14 protein-coding genes are annotated in these 17,457 nt (G+C 53.9%); all 14 read right to left on the minus strand.

Annotation, left to right across the window (positions count from 1 at the left end; genetic code table 11):
- Positions 1–12: 12 nt before the first annotated feature.
- Positions 13–1,119 (minus strand): MBL fold metallo-hydrolase, encoded by a 1,107-nt coding sequence (locus tag J4772_RS34440; RefSeq protein ID WP_209073318.1) that lies wholly within the window; start codon positions 1,117–1,119, stop codon positions 13–15.
- A 211-nt stretch (positions 1,120–1,330) separates the two neighbouring features.
- A complete protein-coding gene (locus tag J4772_RS34445; protein WP_209073319.1) occupies positions 1,331–2,569 on the minus strand; it encodes a hypothetical protein in 1,239 nt (412 codons plus the stop codon).
- A 153-nt stretch (positions 2,570–2,722) separates the two neighbouring features.
- The gene (locus J4772_RS34450; RefSeq protein WP_209073320.1) at positions 2,723–3,640 is read right to left on the minus strand and encodes a polysaccharide deacetylase family protein; all 918 of its coding nucleotides are present in this window, start codon (positions 3,638–3,640) and stop codon (positions 2,723–2,725) included.
- Positions 3,630–4,916 (minus strand): MFS transporter, encoded by a 1,287-nt coding sequence (locus tag J4772_RS34455; protein WP_209073321.1) that lies wholly within the window; start codon positions 4,914–4,916, stop codon positions 3,630–3,632. The genes J4772_RS34450 and J4772_RS34455 overlap by 11 nt, the downstream gene beginning before the upstream one ends.
- 162 nt (positions 4,917–5,078) lie before the next feature.
- Complete coding sequence (locus tag J4772_RS34460) at positions 5,079–6,191, minus strand: Ger(x)C family spore germination protein (RefSeq protein WP_209073322.1); 1,113 nt, start codon at positions 6,189–6,191, stop codon at positions 5,079–5,081.
- Positions 6,188–7,291, minus strand: coding sequence for a GerAB/ArcD/ProY family transporter (locus J4772_RS34465; protein WP_209073323.1), 1,104 nt, complete (start codon positions 7,289–7,291; stop codon positions 6,188–6,190). The genes J4772_RS34460 and J4772_RS34465 overlap by 4 nt, the downstream gene beginning before the upstream one ends.
- On the minus strand, positions 7,278–8,822 hold the full coding sequence (locus J4772_RS34470; protein ID WP_209073324.1) for a spore germination protein: 1,545 nt from the start codon (positions 8,820–8,822) through the stop codon (positions 7,278–7,280). The genes J4772_RS34465 and J4772_RS34470 overlap by 14 nt, the downstream gene beginning before the upstream one ends.
- 148 nt (positions 8,823–8,970) lie before the next feature.
- A complete protein-coding gene (locus tag J4772_RS34475) occupies positions 8,971–10,134 on the minus strand; it encodes an iron-containing alcohol dehydrogenase (protein ID WP_209073325.1) in 1,164 nt (387 codons plus the stop codon).
- Between the two features lie 452 nt (positions 10,135–10,586).
- Positions 10,587–11,255 (minus strand): hypothetical protein, encoded by a 669-nt coding sequence (locus J4772_RS34480; protein WP_209073326.1) that lies wholly within the window; start codon positions 11,253–11,255, stop codon positions 10,587–10,589.
- A gap of 198 nt (positions 11,256–11,453) precedes the next feature.
- Complete coding sequence (locus J4772_RS34485) at positions 11,454–13,211, minus strand: ABC transporter ATP-binding protein (RefSeq protein ID WP_209073327.1); 1,758 nt, start codon at positions 13,209–13,211, stop codon at positions 11,454–11,456.
- Between the two features lie 28 nt (positions 13,212–13,239).
- On the minus strand, positions 13,240–14,982 hold the full coding sequence (locus J4772_RS34490; RefSeq protein WP_209077619.1) for an ABC transporter ATP-binding protein: 1,743 nt from the start codon (positions 14,980–14,982) through the stop codon (positions 13,240–13,242).
- A 158-nt stretch (positions 14,983–15,140) separates the two neighbouring features.
- A complete protein-coding gene (locus J4772_RS34495; RefSeq protein WP_342772526.1) occupies positions 15,141–15,497 on the minus strand; it encodes a DUF6509 family protein in 357 nt (118 codons plus the stop codon).
- A gap of 5 nt (positions 15,498–15,502) precedes the next feature.
- Entirely contained in the window at positions 15,503–15,973 is a 471-nt protein-coding gene (locus J4772_RS34500; protein ID WP_116064808.1) for an NUDIX hydrolase, read from the minus strand.
- A gap of 30 nt (positions 15,974–16,003) precedes the next feature.
- Positions 16,004–17,452 (minus strand): DUF4153 domain-containing protein, encoded by a 1,449-nt coding sequence (locus tag J4772_RS34505; RefSeq protein ID WP_247740932.1) that lies wholly within the window; start codon positions 17,450–17,452, stop codon positions 16,004–16,006.
- Positions 17,453–17,457: the final 5 nt, after the last annotated feature.

Below are 17,457 nucleotides of genomic sequence, written 5' to 3' on the forward strand. Positions count from 1 at the left end.
ATCGAAACCTCGTTACACCGTTTCCGGCCTCCACCAGACTGCCGCAGGGAATTCCTTCGCGCCGATGCGCATGACTTGACCAATCTTCGGAGTGGCGACGGCTGCACCGCGTTCTCTGGCCGCCTTCGCCGCTCGCTCGACAGGATCGGTCCAGGCATGCAAAGCCAAGGTAAACGCACCCCAGTGGATTGGAATCATCGTTTGGCCGCGGACGTCGAGATGAGCTTGAACCGTCTCCTCAGGCAGCATGTGAATGTTAGCCCACCGCAGATCGTATTGGCCGCATTCCATTAGCGTCAAATCGAACGGACCGAAACGCTCTCCGATTTCTTTGAAATGAGGCCCATATCCGCTATCCCCGCTAAAATACACCTTTGCCTGCTTCCCCGCGATGACCCAGGAGCACCATAGCGTAGAATTACGGTTGCCCACGTTCCTCCCGGAAAAATGCCGTGCGGGAGCGCATATGAGCTTCAGCCCTTCGTACTCCAGCTCGTTCCACCAGTCGTGCTCCGTAATTGTCGACGCATCGACGCCCCATCGCTCCAGATGGGCGGCTACGCCAAGCGGCACGATAAAACGACGAACCTTGCCGTGCAGCTTTCTAATCGTGCCGTAGTCCAAATGATCGTAATGGTCATGCGAGATGATTACCGCATCTATCGACGGAAGCTGGTCGATCTCGATAGGCAGACGTTTGCTGTAGCGTTTGCCGCCGATCATCGGAACCGGTGAAGGGGCGCGTCCCAGCATCGGATCCAGAAAAATCGTTTTGCCGTCGAGCCGCAGCAGCACGGCGGAATGCCCGAACCAAGTTACCGTCGCTCCCTCGTCGGACCGCAGACGTTCCGGCGACAGCTTCTCCGTCTCCAGTGAGCCTTGCGGCCGGCTTTGCGGGTTTCCTCTCACCATGTCGACAAGCACCTTCACAGTGCCTCGAAAGTCCATATTCATCGACGTCGGGATTTGGTTTACAAACTTGCCTGCCTTGCTTTGCGGCGAAGTATCGATCCGCTGTCGGCTACTTGAAGAGGCTTTTCCGCCTAGCGGGGGATAAGAGCGAACAAGAATATATCCCGCGATCGCAACGATCGCCAGAACGATGATAGTAGTAATCATAAAGATCTCCCTCGACTCTCGTAGTATGCGGACAACCGTCCGCATACAGGCTGAATGAATCTATCGTATACTTATTGCATTCAAAAATCCAATCCATTGCCCTCATCTGCGCCAAGTCACAAAAAAAAGAGCGGGCTATCTTCACAGATAACCCTTGCTCTTTTTCTTGATGCCTAAACTAAATGACCTCGCCTCGCAAGGCCCACATTCGTCAGCCGTGTAAGGCCAACACTTCGTCCCAATTCCAATATCCGTAGTAATCTGTCCCCAAGTCCAGGTTTTTGATCCAGACGGAGGACGGCTTCCCGGTTTTCCCCGCAGTCAGGACATCCGCCTGCTTCCCATTGGTCCGCACCCAGACCAGGCTCTGTTCACGCGGGAAAAATTGCGGAGAGAAATCCCCAAAGCCTTGCGGAGGCTCCGTCATTCCAACAGACTTGTTGCTTTGCAGCCGTACTTCGACCAGTCTGGGCAACGGCCGATCCGTACCTTCACCACTGTACTCCTTGGCTCTGGATACCGCAAGACGTCCGTCCTCCTCCCAGGCGAAGCCCCGATCGGCGTATCCCTTCGGCGTATGCGTCTTCGGCTTGCCGTTCGCAGGAATGCGCAGGGTCCGCAGAACCTTGTTGCTGTAAGCTTCCCGGCCGACCCCGGAAATAAAGGCTAACGTGTCGCTACGATCGGCCCACCGAAACCAATCCGCATGGTTCAGCATCTCATCGATCTGATAGAAGCTGGCGCCGTCGGCGGACAACAGGCATAGATAATTGCCGTCTGCCGACAGGGAAGCGGTCGGCTTGGCCAGGAACGCAATCCATTTGCCGGATGGCGAATATTTGAATCCGCTTGTCCCGACCGCGAAAAACTGATCGGACATCTCCGGCAGCGTGTACAGAGTTTGGACTTGTCCCGCCAGCGGAATGTTCAGAATACGCACGCGCTCCCATTTTTCATTCACCATGCGAGCCGCTGTAGAAGCAATGAAGCCCTTGCCGTCGGGCAGCCAGGAAAAGCTGCCGATGCCTGCTGCCGTTTCCCTCGGCGCGTCCGGCTTGTCCGCCCGAATCGTATACAGCTTCTCGTCCAGACGATAAGCCAGTTCATTGCGTACGGGGGACCAACTGAAATCTTCTCCTGCTCCCGCCGCCACGAGGCGGTGCTGGCCTGTAGACACATGCAGCAATCTCAGCTCCGGCTTTTCCCCTCCCTGCAGATAAGCGATCCATTCCCCATCGAACGACCACTTCGGATAACGAATCTCCGGTCCTTGAAGGAGCCGCCGTTCCCCGTTTTCGCCGCTCTTGAGCCATAAGCTTCCTTCTCGTACGAACGCCGCTTTTAACGCATTTTTCGGACTGGCCGCCGCAAGTGCCGGTTGCAGCGACAAGAGCAGCAGCACCACAAGCGCCACTAATCTTCCTTTTTGTCTCCATGTCCGTGTGAACATCGCATTTCATCTCCTTAGAATTCCCCTGTGAACGGTCGAATGGCTTCAACCCTCCTACAGTGTCCTTCCCTTGGAAAACTTATGCGTTCCCGCTCGCTTTCAGCTTTTCCCGCCGGGCTGCCCAGCGAAGATTCCGTCCTCTTGCGGCAAACCCTACTTCCTCAACAACTCCCGAGCGAGCGCGAACGCCGAACCGATTCTCGAAGCTCGGCCGTGCTTGCGAATATACGAGTAGTCGGTGAGCGTCACCCCCGCGTCGCGAAGCGCATAAGCGAAATCATCGTCCAGCATAAGCCGGTATTCCCATACCCTTTTCTCCCAATTCGGCACGTTCTTCTGCATGTATTCATCCTCCGCCGCGGGATGAATATACGTTTCGCTGATTCCTTCAGGCAAGTCGTAGAGCTTGCCGATCAGTTCCTCCTTGAACCGCTCGTAGGTTTCCCCCTCCCGCAAATGGAACGGATGCGACAGCAAATAATCGGGAATCGCTACGCCGAGCACCCCGGCCAAAGCCGAAGCTTGAGCAACCGCCCGCTCGACTCCCGGAATTCCAGACAGCAGCGGGTCGCCCGGATAGACTTTGCGGAAGAGACGGAAGGGCAGCTTCCACTTGGCGCACAGCTTAAGCGCATGCGGAATGTGGCTTCTTCCGGTTCCGATGCCGTATAGGCTGCCCATGTGATTGTCCGCATGGCTGAGCACGATGCCGTGACTGATCGCTTTCTCGTACTGGGCGTTCAGTTCCTTCAGCACGGCTTCCGTGTCGGCATGGCGCTCGAACTCTTCGATCGTCTTGTGCATATGGCCGCTTTCGTCATGAAGCGAAGCGTATCCGGTCAGACTGGGCCATCTGACGGCATCGAATTCGCTAGTCAGCGTCAAATGCAGCCCGACGTTGGTCTGCCCTCTGCGCCTACACCACTCCGCCGCCTCGACGAAGCCGGGAGCCGGCGTCATGATCGTCGCCGAGGACACTCGACGCTCCTCAAGCAAGTGCATGATAGCTGCATTCATCGGCTTGCTTTGCCCAAAATCGTCGCAGTTAACGATGAGATACTTAGGACGCATTCTCTGTTTTCCTCTCTATTTTCACGAAGTACGAAATGATAATTGATACCGTAAGCAGAATTAGCGGAACGACGCTAATCAGATAGCGGAAGGTTTTCTCCGGATTTGGCCCGGGATTGTCCCCGCTCTCGTAGCCGAAAATAACGCCGACGATCAAGAAGGCCAGTGCCGAAATCAAGCCGCTCGAACGAATAATAAAGCCGCTGACCGCCGTATAGATGCCTTCCCGCCTGCTGCCCGTTTTTTCCGCGTCCATGTCGATAATGTTGCTGTTGACCATCGGGGGCGAGACCAGGAAGCCGGCCAACCCGAAGCCGACGATCACTCCTGCGATCACGCCGTTGATCAAGCCCGTTCCGAACCAGAGCGGAATGACGGACAGCGCATAGGCGATAAACGACAGCCTCCAGCCTTTGACCGGGTCCATCCGACGCAAGAGCCAGTACCAGACGCCGACGAGAGGAATGACGGACACGAAGACGGAAGCCAGCAAAATCGTATTCTGTTCTTCGGGAATTTTCAATACGTACTTGGCGTAAAAAGGAATCGTAGCGCTAAGCAGGCCGTTGACGGTCTGTGCGAACGAGTTGGCCAGGTTGATCAGCCAAAACGGCTTGTTGCTGAGCGTTTCCTTAAATGCCTCCTTCAGCTTGGGCTGCGGCGCAGCGCTTGCTTCCGGATCCTCCTTAACGAATCGCAAACAGATGAGCATAAACACCGCAAACGCCACCGCATACACAATCGCCATATTGCTGAAACCCATCGCATTAAACAGAAAAGGCGTCAGGGCCGTACCGATGAGCAGCGCAACGATCTGGAACCCTTGTTGAACGGCGGACGCCTTGGCGCGAACTCGGTCGCCTCGGAACAATTCCGCAAACAACGCGCCGTAGTTCACCCAGATTACGGTCGCCACCGCCTCGTAAAATATGAGCGCGATCAGAAACCACGTAAACAACCCCATCTCGGACATGTTTTCCGGAGGAGAAAACACCATGATAAACGACAGCATGAATAACGGAATCGCTACAAAAATCCACGGCCGCCGGCGACCATACTTGGATTTCGTCCGGTCGGACCAGTAACCAAAGAGAGGCTGGTTAACCGCATCCCAGATCAGATAAATCGTACGGGCCAGCGTTGCCAGACCCAGGCCGAGGCCAAGCGTATCCACATAATAATAGCTGTAAAACGTACTGAACGCCTGGCTCGGTATCATCATCGCCAGCATTCCGAAAGCATACATTATCGGGGTATTCACAAATCTTTGCCGCATAGGCAACAACAACCTCCGCTATTCTCGATTTGTAAACGCATACACGTTTGGGGGAAAGGCTGCGCCGAATCCGCAACTATGAATAGTTCTTCTTCGGTCGTTTCCTTTCCTTCCTATATATTCGAGAAACTGCGATTTATCCCGATTTTTTTCGGCGTTCTGTTAGCGTATAATGCCGGTATTGATTACGTCCAGCGATACGCTGACATCAAACGGAATACTGGGATAAACCTCCTTCCAATCTAGCTTCCGCCATAGATTCGGATAAAAGGACATAATCCTCCGGGCGATGCCAAACCCGTCGTGCCGAGCCTCCTGCATTGTCGCGACAACCGAATCGGCTTCCTTCGTCAACCGTTCGATCAACGTCTTCTCCAAATTGTGCAACACCTCTTTTTTATATAAGTGATTGCTCGGGTCTTCTATGACGCTCACTCTAAGCTTAACATTTAACGCGACTCTGGGACGCCCTCCTTTGTCGACATGGATTTTCAGTTTTCTTCTCGCTTTCAAGATATCAATGGTCGTGTAGTTGTATCCTTCGTCCTTGTCGTCGTCTTGTATCTTCAGCGTTAGACGCAGGTTCTTACTCTTCTCTCCGGCGAGAAGCATATAAACCTTTGAACGATCCAAATTAAGCTTACCCGTCATGTGCACACCATTGAACAGGGCAATTCCTTCAACCTTGGGAACCCCTTCCTTCAATTTCAAATAAGGCAAGGAAAAATCGAAGCCCCTGTCGAGCGGATGAAGCGTCTGAATCGTAACGCGAGGAACTTGTGATTGAAGCTCCAAACTTTTCAACAGATCGTCGACATGAAGACCGATCGTTTTCGGTCCGATCATTTTGACCTGGATAAAGTCCTGCGCTTTGCCTTGAGCGACCGCAACGCGTGCATTTAATGGACTTCTTGGATCGCGGTAATATACGTCCAAATACGGCATAATATCGCGAGTCCGAACCATCCCCTCGCCAAGCAGCAACACGCGCATTTTTGCCGAAGAATATTGGCCCGATACCTCTTCATCCAGCAGCTCACGGGCATGGTCCGTGCTTCTCGCCACCACGGAATGAACCTCGCTCGTATCTTTGCTTCCCGATTCGGAGACGAGAATGTCCCTGATCGATACCGTTGCCCTAATCAATCCTTTCGAAGCAGTATCGATGCCTCCGATGCTAATATTCCGCTCGTCCTTCAACAGCTGCTGGTCCCAGCAGCCGCTCGCCGCAAGGGCTAGGAATATCAATGCGGCCGCCCTGATCGCGTGTCTCATCCCTTCTGCACTTGCTCCTTCCGCTCGATCTTTCGAATATAGGATATTCCCAGAAGCAGTGTCGGCAGCACGACCAAGGTCAGCGTGGTCAGCGCGGAGACGATCCTCTGCATCAAGTCGATCATATCCTGGTCATGCGGATAGATGGCCAGAATCCAAATCATTGCTGCCACAACGGGAACCGTCCCGGCATGCCGGGATTTTCCGAACAAGGAGGACACCGACTTGGCCGCCATATACAGGTAGGCCATCACTGTAGTTAGGACAACCACCGTCCATATAGCCAGAAAATAAAGATCTGCCCGCTCGAACACGGTAAACGAGAGCGCTTTGACCATATAAAGAATCGGTTGGGGAATCAGCTTCAGCTCTAACGGGGTAAAGACGAGCACGCAGGTAAATACCAGGAATGCATAGACAACCGTGGAAAATAAATTGGCGTACATCCCGGCCTTCAGCACCGATTTGCTGCTTCCCTGCACGAACGGAAAGGCGAACAGCAAAATCTCGAATCCATAAAAGGAGTTCATCGACAACGCCGAACCCTCCAAAATATTAAGGAAGCCCGTTTTCCCGATAGGTAATGCGTACAACCACTCCGCTTCTCTATAGGCATACAACGCAATCAAGATCAGAACGAAAATAAGAATAAACGTCAGTACCAAAAAACGGGTGATGAATCGTAAATTCTCCACTGCCATGTATACGGAAATCGCAAGAATCAAACCTAAAATCATCCAGGTGGGGGTGCTGCTAAAAATCCAGTCCCGAACGACATCGGCAAACTGAGCGAGAATCAGTCCGCATTCCGCAATAAACATGACCGAGTAAGCGACATTGATGATTTTGCCTAGTGGCTTGCCCGTCAGCAGCGGCAGATACTCGAAAAAAAACATTCCGGGAAATCTCCTGGCCAATGCCCAAATTACCAGGAGAAGCGCCGCCGCTACAACTCCTCCTAAAATTACAGCTAACCATGCATCGTTAAGAGCCTTTGCCTCCACTGTCGACGGGAGAAACAGTACTCCGACTCCGAACTGGGTTTGAATAATAAGAACCATAAGCTGGCCCGGGGTTATCTTCTCTTTATTCGCGATCATGTCCCTTGCCCTCCTTAGATTCACGCTCTTGAACCAGCTTCTGGGGACGAGGATCGTTCGGTCGTTCGTTGAGCTTCCAGAAAGGCAGCCGGACAAGCGCGTCTTTCCAGTCCAGGATGCGGAAAGGAGCGACTGGCGCAAAATAGGGAGTACCGAAGGATTTTAGCTTGCACAGATGCACAAATATGGCCGTCAGACAAAGAGCAATGCCGATAAACCCGAACATCGAGGCTGCGATCATGACCGGAAAGCGCAACAGACGCACGGAATAGCTCATCTCGTGCGACGGCACGACAAACGAGGCTATCGCCGTGAGGGCTACGACGATAATCATCGGATAAGAAACCAGGCCAACGCGCACAACCGCGTCGCCGATGACGAGTCCGCCGACGATACCGATTGACTGGCTGACCGGAGTCGGCAGTCTTATGCTCGCTTCTCGGAGCAGCTCGATCGTCAGCTCCATGAAAAGCGCCTCGAGGATGGGAGGATACGGGATCCTTTCGACGCTCCCCTTGATTTGATAAAACAGTTCCATCGGGATAACCTCGTAATGGAAAGAAACGACGGCAATATAAAAAGCCGGCAAGGTAATCGCGATGAAAAAACTGAATATCCTAAGCAGTCGGATAAAAGAGCCGGCTAGCGAGCGGCTATTATAATCGTCTGGAGACTGATAAAATACAAAGAAGCTTGAGGGCATTAGCAATGCCGCGGAAGTTCCCTCCATCAAAAGGGCGACGCGCCCTTCAAGCAGATTGGCCGCGACGCGATCGGGACGTTCCGTCTGTAGAATTTGCGGGAAGGGAGAAAAGGAACGATCCTCGATATACTCCAGCACCAAGTAACCGTTCATCAGATTGTCCGCGTCGATGGCTCTCAACCTTTGATCGATATCCTCGACTATTTCTGGATCGGCAAGATCGTTCAAATAGACGAGGGAAGCCTCGGTTTTCGTCATATTGCCCAGCGAATACCGCCGCACGACCAGGTTGCGGCTGCCGATCTGCCTGCGAACCAGCTGCAAGTTGACATGAAGGCTTTCGATGAAGCCGTTGTGCGCGCCTTGGACGGCTTTTTCGTTGGTGGGCTCGTCCACGGAACGTTGCACGATTACCGCCGTCTCGATCGCGTAAAACTCTTCCCGTTCGTGACGGAAAAGAAGAGAGTAGCCCCGCAGCAACAGCTCGATCCCCGACTCCAGATCCGTTAGTCTGCGCATATCGGCTGCGGGTATGATACGTTCGGGATCCTTATCCTCCGAGCTGAGCAAAGGCTTTAAGATCGCTTCATGAATTTTCGCGAGATCGCAAACCGAGCTTAAGTAGACGAGGAGCGCGGGCCGGGCCGCCTGCTCGAACGAACGCTCTTGAAGATCGTCTGTATGGAATAAAGCATTGCGGATGTATTCTACATTGGCGGCAATATCGCCCATCGCGCGTCTTCCATGAGAAGGCGCTCTTCTCGTTACTCCTGGCGGAGACTTGCTTTCTTTTCGATTGTTAGTGAGCATCCTTCTGATAAATCCCATGATTCCCTCCTGAAACGCTGCTGTTCAGGATAGGATTTCCAGAGGATGCGCCGTTTATGAGGCAGGCAGCGCCTATAACAAAAGGCTGCTCCGACGGAATCGGGCAGCCTCTCGCAAATAGAGCTTATCGCGCCGCTCTGTATTCGATCTACAGACTGGCTTTCAAAATATTCAAAACGTCGTCCTGCGACAGCAGCATAAACGAGCCGATCGGTCCAAACTGGGTCGCTTCTTCCGCCATTCGTTCCAGATGCTCGTCGTTAATGCCGACTTCGCCAAGCGTTGCCGGGGCTCCGATTCGCGTAAAGTACGCCCTCGTCGCCGCGATGCCTTCAAGCGCAATCTCGTCGTCGCTCTTGCCGGTCGGATCGACCTGCCAGACTCGCACCGCATACTGCACGAATTTGCTTATCCGTTCCTTGTACACATACTTCATCCAGTTCGGGAATAGAATTGCCAGTCCCGCTCCGTGCGCAATGTCGTAGATGGCGCTCACTTCATGCTCGATGCCATGCGTCGCCCAGTCCGTCGTCACCCCGTTAGGCAGCGTACCGTTGAGCGCATATGTACCCGCAAGCAGCAGATTTGCCCGAGCATCGTAATCGGTGCCGTCCTCCAGCGCTTTCTCCCCGTTCTCGATGACGGTCAGCAGAACGGATTCCGCAAACCGCTCTTGAAGCGGAATGTCGGTCGTCAGCGTAAAATATTGCTCGAACACGTGCGACATCATATCGACTATTCCGTTCACCGTCTGATCGCGAGGGACGGTATAGGTCAGCTTTGGATCCAATATCGAAAATCGGGGATAAACCAGCTTGCTGCCGAGTCCCCTCTTCTGCTTAGTCTCCCAATTGGTAATGACGGCGTTGCCGTTCATTTCCGAGCCTGTAGCCGCGAGGGTAAGCACGGTTCCAAGCGGCAGCGCATCTTGAATGATCGCTTTGCGGATCGTAAAATCCCACACATCGCCTTTGTACACGGCGCCCGCCGCAATCGCCTTCGATGCGTCCAGCACGCTTCCGCCGCCGACCGCCAAGATGAATTCGATGCCCTCGGTTCGGCAGATATCGATGCCGCGGTTTACCGTAGAGAGACGCGGATTCGGTTCGATTCCGGAAAGCTCGTGGACCGTAGCGTCGATATTCCTTAGCTGGAACATCACGTCGTCGTACAGCCCGGTTTTCTTGATGCTCCCTCCGCCGTATACGAGCAAGATCCGCTTTCCGTAGGGTTCAATCAATTCCCCCAACTGCCCGACTTTGTCCGCTCCGAAGACCAGCTTGGTCGGATTATACCATTCAAATGCGTTCATGCTTCGTATTCCCTCCTAGGCTAGCGCCAAAAATGGGTACTCCACCTCTAGTGTACCATTCTTTAGCTTGCCTGGCACAATTGGTTTCATTCTCGGGTGTTATTAGACCCGCCACCACTTGTTCTCATGGCCTTTTCCTCCTCATTACGGTCTGTCAGACCGTTAGACAACCCGCCAACCGCCTTTTCCTCCTCGTTACGGTCTGTCAGACCGTTAGACAACCCGCCAACCGCCTTTTCCCCCTCGTTACGGTCTGTCAGACCGTTAGACAACCCGCCAACCGCCTTTTCCCCCTCATTACGGTCTGTCAGACCGTAAGATGACCCGCCAACCACCTTTTCCTCCTCGTTACGGTCTGTCAGACCGTTAGACAACCCGCCAACCGCCTTTTCCTCCTCGTTACGGTCTGTCAGACCGTTAGACGGAGCTTCCCTTAATGGGTATCCCTTTATCTAAAGTAACCGGCCTTTCGGAGTTAGACGGTAAGCACTAATACGCCTTGTTCCCGAAACTCCCTCTAGAATCTGTTTCTCGCTCAACTCCTTCACCTCTTTTCTCACAAACTTCTCCTTTTTCCCTAGACTGTCGCATGCCATCTCCACAGTAATCGGATTTACCGAACGGGCAGCAAGGCGGACGATTTCCCGCTGATACAACGGAAGTTCAAGTAAACCTTCTCGCTCTTGCCTGTACCACTCCTCCATCATTCTTCGGATACATCTTTGGCAGTCTGCCGGGTCTTCTTTTAACTTATCAACGGAGAATCGCAAGATATTCCAGCTAGCCAAGGCGATCTCGTTCTGCCTGTCCAGTCCCCTTGTAAACGTATTTCTGTCGATATCGCGAGCATGCGAACCAAATCCATCACATTCAATGCAGGTTGGTCTAGGATCATGGATATATCCATAATCCATATAGATATATTTCCCATGCGTATCAACAAACTCATATTCGGGATATAGACCATCCAGGCTTCCTACGACAGGCCACCACGCTTGCTCTAAAAATAGTTTCTCCCCAAATCCGTGACGCTCCTTGATTCTCCGTTGACGCTCTCCACGACTTTCATGAATATGTCGCTCTATCCACGATAGGTATTCCGTTTCGAAGGGCTTCTCCATCCCTCATTCACTCCTTTATAAAAAAATAACCGCCCCAGCCCCCATTCGGGTACTAGAGCGGTGTGCTTCACACGCTTATGTCCTTATAGAATCAAATTCTATCACATCAGTCAATAATCACACTATTTTTCAAAAGGTCCACAGACGATTATTCCACTTCAATATGTTCCTTTTCGCGAATGCAGCTACCCCGGCCAACTAGATAACCAACGAAGCTTTCTCCCCCGTCTGAAGCTGGTACATTTTGAAGTAGCGGCCGCGGAGCGCCATTAGCTCGTCGTGGTTGCCGCGTTCGACGATCTCGCCGCGGTGCAGCACGAGAATTTGGCTGGCTTCGCGGATGGTGGACAGTCGATGAGCGATGACGAGCGTCGTCCGGCCTTCGCTAACGACTTTGAGCGCCCGTTGGATCAGGCCTTCCGTCTCGCTATCGATGCTTGCCGTCGCTTCGTCGAGGATCAAGATAGACGGGTCGAACGCCAGCGCCCGAGCAAAAGAGATTAATTGCCGCTGCCCCGACGACAACGTGCTTCCCCGCTCGACGACGGGTTCGTCGTATCCGCGCGGAAGCTGCTCGACGAACGGGGCCGCGCCGACGTCGGCCAACGCCCGCTTGACCTGCTCCAGCGATATCTCCTTATTATAAAGGCTCACGTTGAACTTGATATCCCCCGCAAACAGGTACGGATCCTGCAGCACGATGCCCATATGCTTGCGAAGCTGCTGCTTGGACAGCGTCGTAATGTCGACGTCGTCGATTGTAATTCGGCCCAAACCCGGCTCATAGAAGCCCAGCAGCAGATTGATGATCGAGCTTTTGCCCGATCCCGTATGGCCGACGAGCGCAACCGTCTCCCCCTGGCGGGCAGTGAAAGAAATGTTCTTCAGCACGTGATCGTCGTCGTTATAGGCGAAAGTGACGTTCTCGAACTTCACCTCTCCTTTAGGCTTAACGGCCCCCGAAGCCTCCTCGACCTCTCTGCCTTCCATATCTAGGATGGCAAACACTTTGTCCGCGGAGACGAATGCCCGTTGCGCGTTCATAAGCTGATCGAATATCCCGATAATCGGATTGAAGATACGTCCCAGGTAGTCAATAAACGCGTACAGCACGCCAAAGGACAACGCGGCGCCGGCGATCGACAGATTGCCGAAATGCCAGATGACGAACGCGGTAACCAAGCTGCCGATCGTTCCGACGATATTCCGCGAAGAGAGGGAGAAGATCCGGAACTGCTTCACCTGCGCGACGTAACGGTCCTCGTTCAGTCGCTCAAACTCCTCCAGCGTCGCCTTCTCCCGACGGAAAGCCTGTAGGATCGGCATGACGAGGATCGACTCGTTGATCATTGCGTTCATATCGCTGAGTCTAGCGCGCATGATCGCGACGTATTTCTTGGAATACTTCAAATGAAAGTACATAATGACCGCAAATATTGGCGGAAGTGCCAACGTGTATAGAGCAAGCTCCACATCCAAAATGAAGAGAGCGATGTATATCCCAAGCAGATGAGCAAAGCTGACGACGAAAGTCGCCATAAAGCTCATGAACAGCTCCCGGATCGCCTCCGTGTCGTTGGCTACTCGCGAGACGATCTGTCCCGCCGGCGTATTATCGAAATAGCGAAGAGGGATACGCTGGATGTGACGCATAACGTCCATTCTCATATTTTTGATAATTCGAAGCGCCGTAGCCTGCAGCAAGTAAGACTGCGAGAAGTTCAATACGCCTGACAGCGACACCAAGCCGATGTAAAAGGCGAGTAAAACCAGTACGGGACCGATATCTCCCGTCGGCGGAGACAAATGCCCGTCTATGATCGTCTTGACAATGAACGGCCCGGCAAGCTCCGCTCCTACAGAGCAAAGCAGAATCGCCAATGCGCCGATAATTCGATATTTGTAGACGAGCGCATAAGAGAGCAGCCTGCTCCCCGTTGATCGTTGGGAATTCATACAAGCCTCCGATCCTGATGGATTCGATTTATTCTTCCAAGCCGGCTTCCATCTGTTGGCGGTCCCACTGCTGTCTGTACCATCCGCCCAACAGCATTAATTGCTCGTGAGTGCCCTCTTCCTTGACGCGCCCTTCGTCCAGCACAACGATCCAGTCGGCATGGCTGACGGCGGACAGGCGATGCGTCGTAATCAACGTCGTCTTGCCGGCGCGCTCGCGACGGATGTTGGCCACAATGCGGCTCTCCGTCCTTGCGTCCACTGCCGACAAGGAGTCGTCCAGCAGCAGCACCTCCGCGTCGACGAGCAGCGCTCGGGCGATCGAGAGCCGCTGCTTCTGGCCCCCGGACAGCATGACGCCGTTCTCGCCGATCAGCGTCTCCAGCCCTTGCGGCAGCTGGGCGACATCGCCGGTGAAGGACGCCATCTCGACCGCCCGATCGATCTCCTCCGCCGTAGCGTCCGGCTTGCCAAGCGCGATATTGTCGCGAATCGTCTTGGAGAGCAGCAGGTGCTCTTGCGGCACGTACGCCATCCACATCTTCATTCGCTCTATCGCGATGTTTTCCGCCGGGACGTCCGACACGAACAGCATGCCGGCGGATAAGGGGTACTGCCGCAGAAGCTGCTTCAGCAGGGTGCTCTTGCCGCTGCCGGTTTTGCCGACGATCCCCAGCGTCTGCCCGCGATTCAGTCGCACGGTGACGTCGACCAGACTAGGTACATTTGCGGACGGATACGTAAACGACAGCGCCTTCATTTCGATCGATTCCGGAATCGCCGGCTCTACCGGCGCCTCCGCATCCTGCACGTCGGCTTTCTCGGCCAGCACTTCGTCCAGCCGCCCCGCCGAAGCGCTGCCTCTCTGCAGCACATTAATGAACTCGCCGAAAGAGATCATCGGCCAGATCAGCATTCCCAGATAAATATTAAAGGTCACAAGCTGGCCAAACGAGATTTCGCTTTGGAACACGAGATAAGAACCATAGCCGATCCCGATCGCAAAGCTTGCGCCCACGATGATAGAGATTAAGGGATGGAATAGCGCGTTCAATATCGCTACTCTGCGGTTTTTGTCCATGACGTCGCTCGTCAACCGATCGAAGGCCTGCAAGTCGTCCTTCTCCTGAACATAGGAACGGATAACGCGAATGCCGGAAATCGCTTCCAAAACGTGGTCGTTCATACGGCCGAACGATTCCTGAGCCGCCATGAATCTTCCTCGAACGACGCCCCCAAGCTTGCTGATGACTACGACAAGCAGCGGCAGCGGAATCAATGCGGCAAGCATCAGCTTGGCGCTGATAAAGCTAAGCATCATTATGACGACGACCGATATACCGACCAGGGTGTTCACAAGCGTCATAACGCCGTACCCGGCCGTCTGTCCGATCGCGGACACATCGTTGGTCGCCAATGCCATCAGTTGTCCCGTACTGCGGCGCTGGAAGAACGAAGGGCGCATTCGGGTCAGATGCTTGAGCAGCCTTGAACGAAGCAGCTTCTCGATCAGCACGGAATTGCCAAATAAGTTAGTTATCCATATATAGACGAAGACATACGTGAGCAACGAAAGGCCCGCAAGAATCAAAACCGTCCGGCTCAGCTCCGCGGCGGTGAGCGCCCCCTTCTCCATCACGTCGATCTCGTTCCCGATCAACCGGGGAGGAATCATCGAGAGCAAGCTGACCAGCGTCATTAAACCGATAGCCAGAGTGTAGCTGCCCCATCTTTCCTTGAAAAACCACTTCAGTCGAATTACGAACGACAGTGTCTCCGCCCTCCCATTTTCCAATTTCTGTGCGCATGCTTCGATCTTAACCGTTCCGTCAGTTCGCGTCTACGCGAACACAACCTTAAATTTGAAACAAAAAAAGGCAGCAAACCCCGGTTGAAATGTGGGAAATTTGCTGCTCTGAGCTGTCTCGATTATTCGTCGCCCTCCGAATAATGCGCCTTGCAGAAATCGGCCAGCGCCGCCTCTTCTTCGTCCTCCAGTTCGGCATCGATGTAACGTCCCGCAGCTTTCTCATACAGTCCGTAGCTTACGACGCTTCCCTGCTCTCCGTCCACCTTGTAGACGGCCTTGATTTCGATTCCGTTCGCGGAATACAGATCGTCTTCCTCGTCGAGATCCAGCTCGATGACGAACTCGTAACGCTTTCCCGACAAAATCCGAAAAGGGTCCTTTATCAATTCCACGCTGTACTCGGTTACCGCCAGCATTTTCTCATCCTTCCTTGCGCTCGATGTCCTCATTATACACATTTCTACGTACATGACCATGAAGACTATGCCTCCTTCCGCTTGGCATGAACCAAATAGCCCAACTTAGCAAGCACCCGTCCCGTAAACGGGTTCAACTCCTCGATCGGCGCTTCCGGATCAAAATAGCCCAGCTCCAAACCTTCTTGATCATTCACCTGCGGCGTCCCTTCGGCTCCGATAGCCTCGTACACGGCCATAACGTTGTAGACCTCGTCGCCATGAGGATAGCAGTAATACATGTCTCTGCCGGAAAACAAATCGATCAGCCGAAACCTCCTGGCCGTCAGCCCCGTCTCTTCCCATAGCTCCCGGGCTGCCGCTTCCTCCAGCGATTCGCCGGGCTCCAGCGCCCCTCCGATCGTTCCCCAATCTCCGCTGTCCGAGCGTCTTTGCAGCAGCAGCCGTCCTCTCTCGTCGAACACCAGCACGCAAGCGCCGGCCATTATTAAAGGGCGCGTCCCGACAACCTCACGCAATTCCGCTATGTAGCCCAATTTCCTCGTCTCCTTTTTTCCCGCAGGGGATTAGTTAGGGTTGGATATGGTGTGCACGGCTTTCTTGGCCGAATAGACGGACAGGTTAAAGGACTGCCAATCCCGGCTTTCGTCGATCAGTCTCGCCCGACGGTTGACCAGCAACTCCTTCAGTTCCGCATCCTGACGCTTCACGGCGAAATCGACGAGAGTCGGAATCGCGTCCGCCGACAGATTGTTCAGATAATACCGATCGATCTTGCCCGTCTCCTCGAAGCGCGCAATGTTGTTTTCCGCGATGAGCCGGTCCATGCCGACATAGTTAAGCAGGGTGTAGGCGGCCAAGCTGAGAATGATAAAACATTTTGCCATCGGCACAAGGGAAGTGCGGATACGAAGCGCCGCGATGAGCAGCAGGAATGCCAGATAAATCATGAACGCATGGACCAGAAACCGGATATACGTGTACCCGTAAGCCTCCTCATACATGGCCAATCGAATATAAGCCGAATACAGCATAACGCCCGAACAGCCGACCAAGACGTACAGCAGGAAGTTGAGGACGCCCTTCCTCGTTCCCGAGAACGTCAGCGAAACGATCAGCAGCGCGAAATTGATCGCCGATACGGCTACCAGCTCGCCGAAGCCTCTCCGGGCATACTCCGCATAAGTCGTTCCGTCCGGAAGCATACCGTCCCAGGCTCCGAACAAGTAGGAGAATTGGATAACCACGAACAGCACGTAGACCGCGTTGACCGCCAGCAACAGCGTCGTCAGCACGACCGAGTCGATGTTCGGCTTCGAAGATGACGAAATGTCCTCTTTGTCGGCGGCTTTGCGGGGCCGCGGCGGTTTGGCGAAGCTCCAATAATAGATCGCGAACAGGATGCCGAATACGACGATCCACAGCATTCTTCCGAACAACTCGCCCAGAGAGAAGCGGCTCATCCACCCCGGAATGCCGTTCAGAAGCTTGTTAAAAGCGCCGTCCGCCGAAGCCAGCAAAGGAATGACGACGAATAGCAGCGGGGTCGCGAAGACGAGACCGATCACGATTTTGGTCGCGGTTTTCTGACGTTCGCCGTCCAGCCTTCTGAACAGTGCAGCGCGCAGCGTCCGGAACACTCGGGGAATCTGCAGCAGGCTGCGCGGAATAAGATGGGCGAGCGCTTCGCCGATGATCCGAACGTCCCACCACGGAATTCGGTTCGAACCGCGCAGCACGGCGAGATGAACAAAAACCAAGCCGGGAATCGCCAGCAGGTTAAGCACCCGAAAGATCGGGTTGTAGAACAGCCCGTAGGTTAGCGACAGAAGCAGGATCACAACGAGCAGAAACCAGGCGAAGCCCGTCGCCTCCTTCAGCCGCCCCTTCCAATCGTGGAACAGGTACACGTACAGAAATACAATGAAGAGGAAGAAGGAGATTCCCGGATTGTGATCAAAAAACAAATATTGATGAACTGCGGCAAGCGCAAAAGCGCCGATCAACGCAAGCAATGAGC

Origin of the sequence: Cohnella sp. LGH (assembly GCF_017671885.1) — a bacterium.
Taxonomy (GTDB): Bacteria; Bacillota; Bacilli; order Paenibacillales; family Paenibacillaceae; genus Cohnella; species Cohnella phaseoli.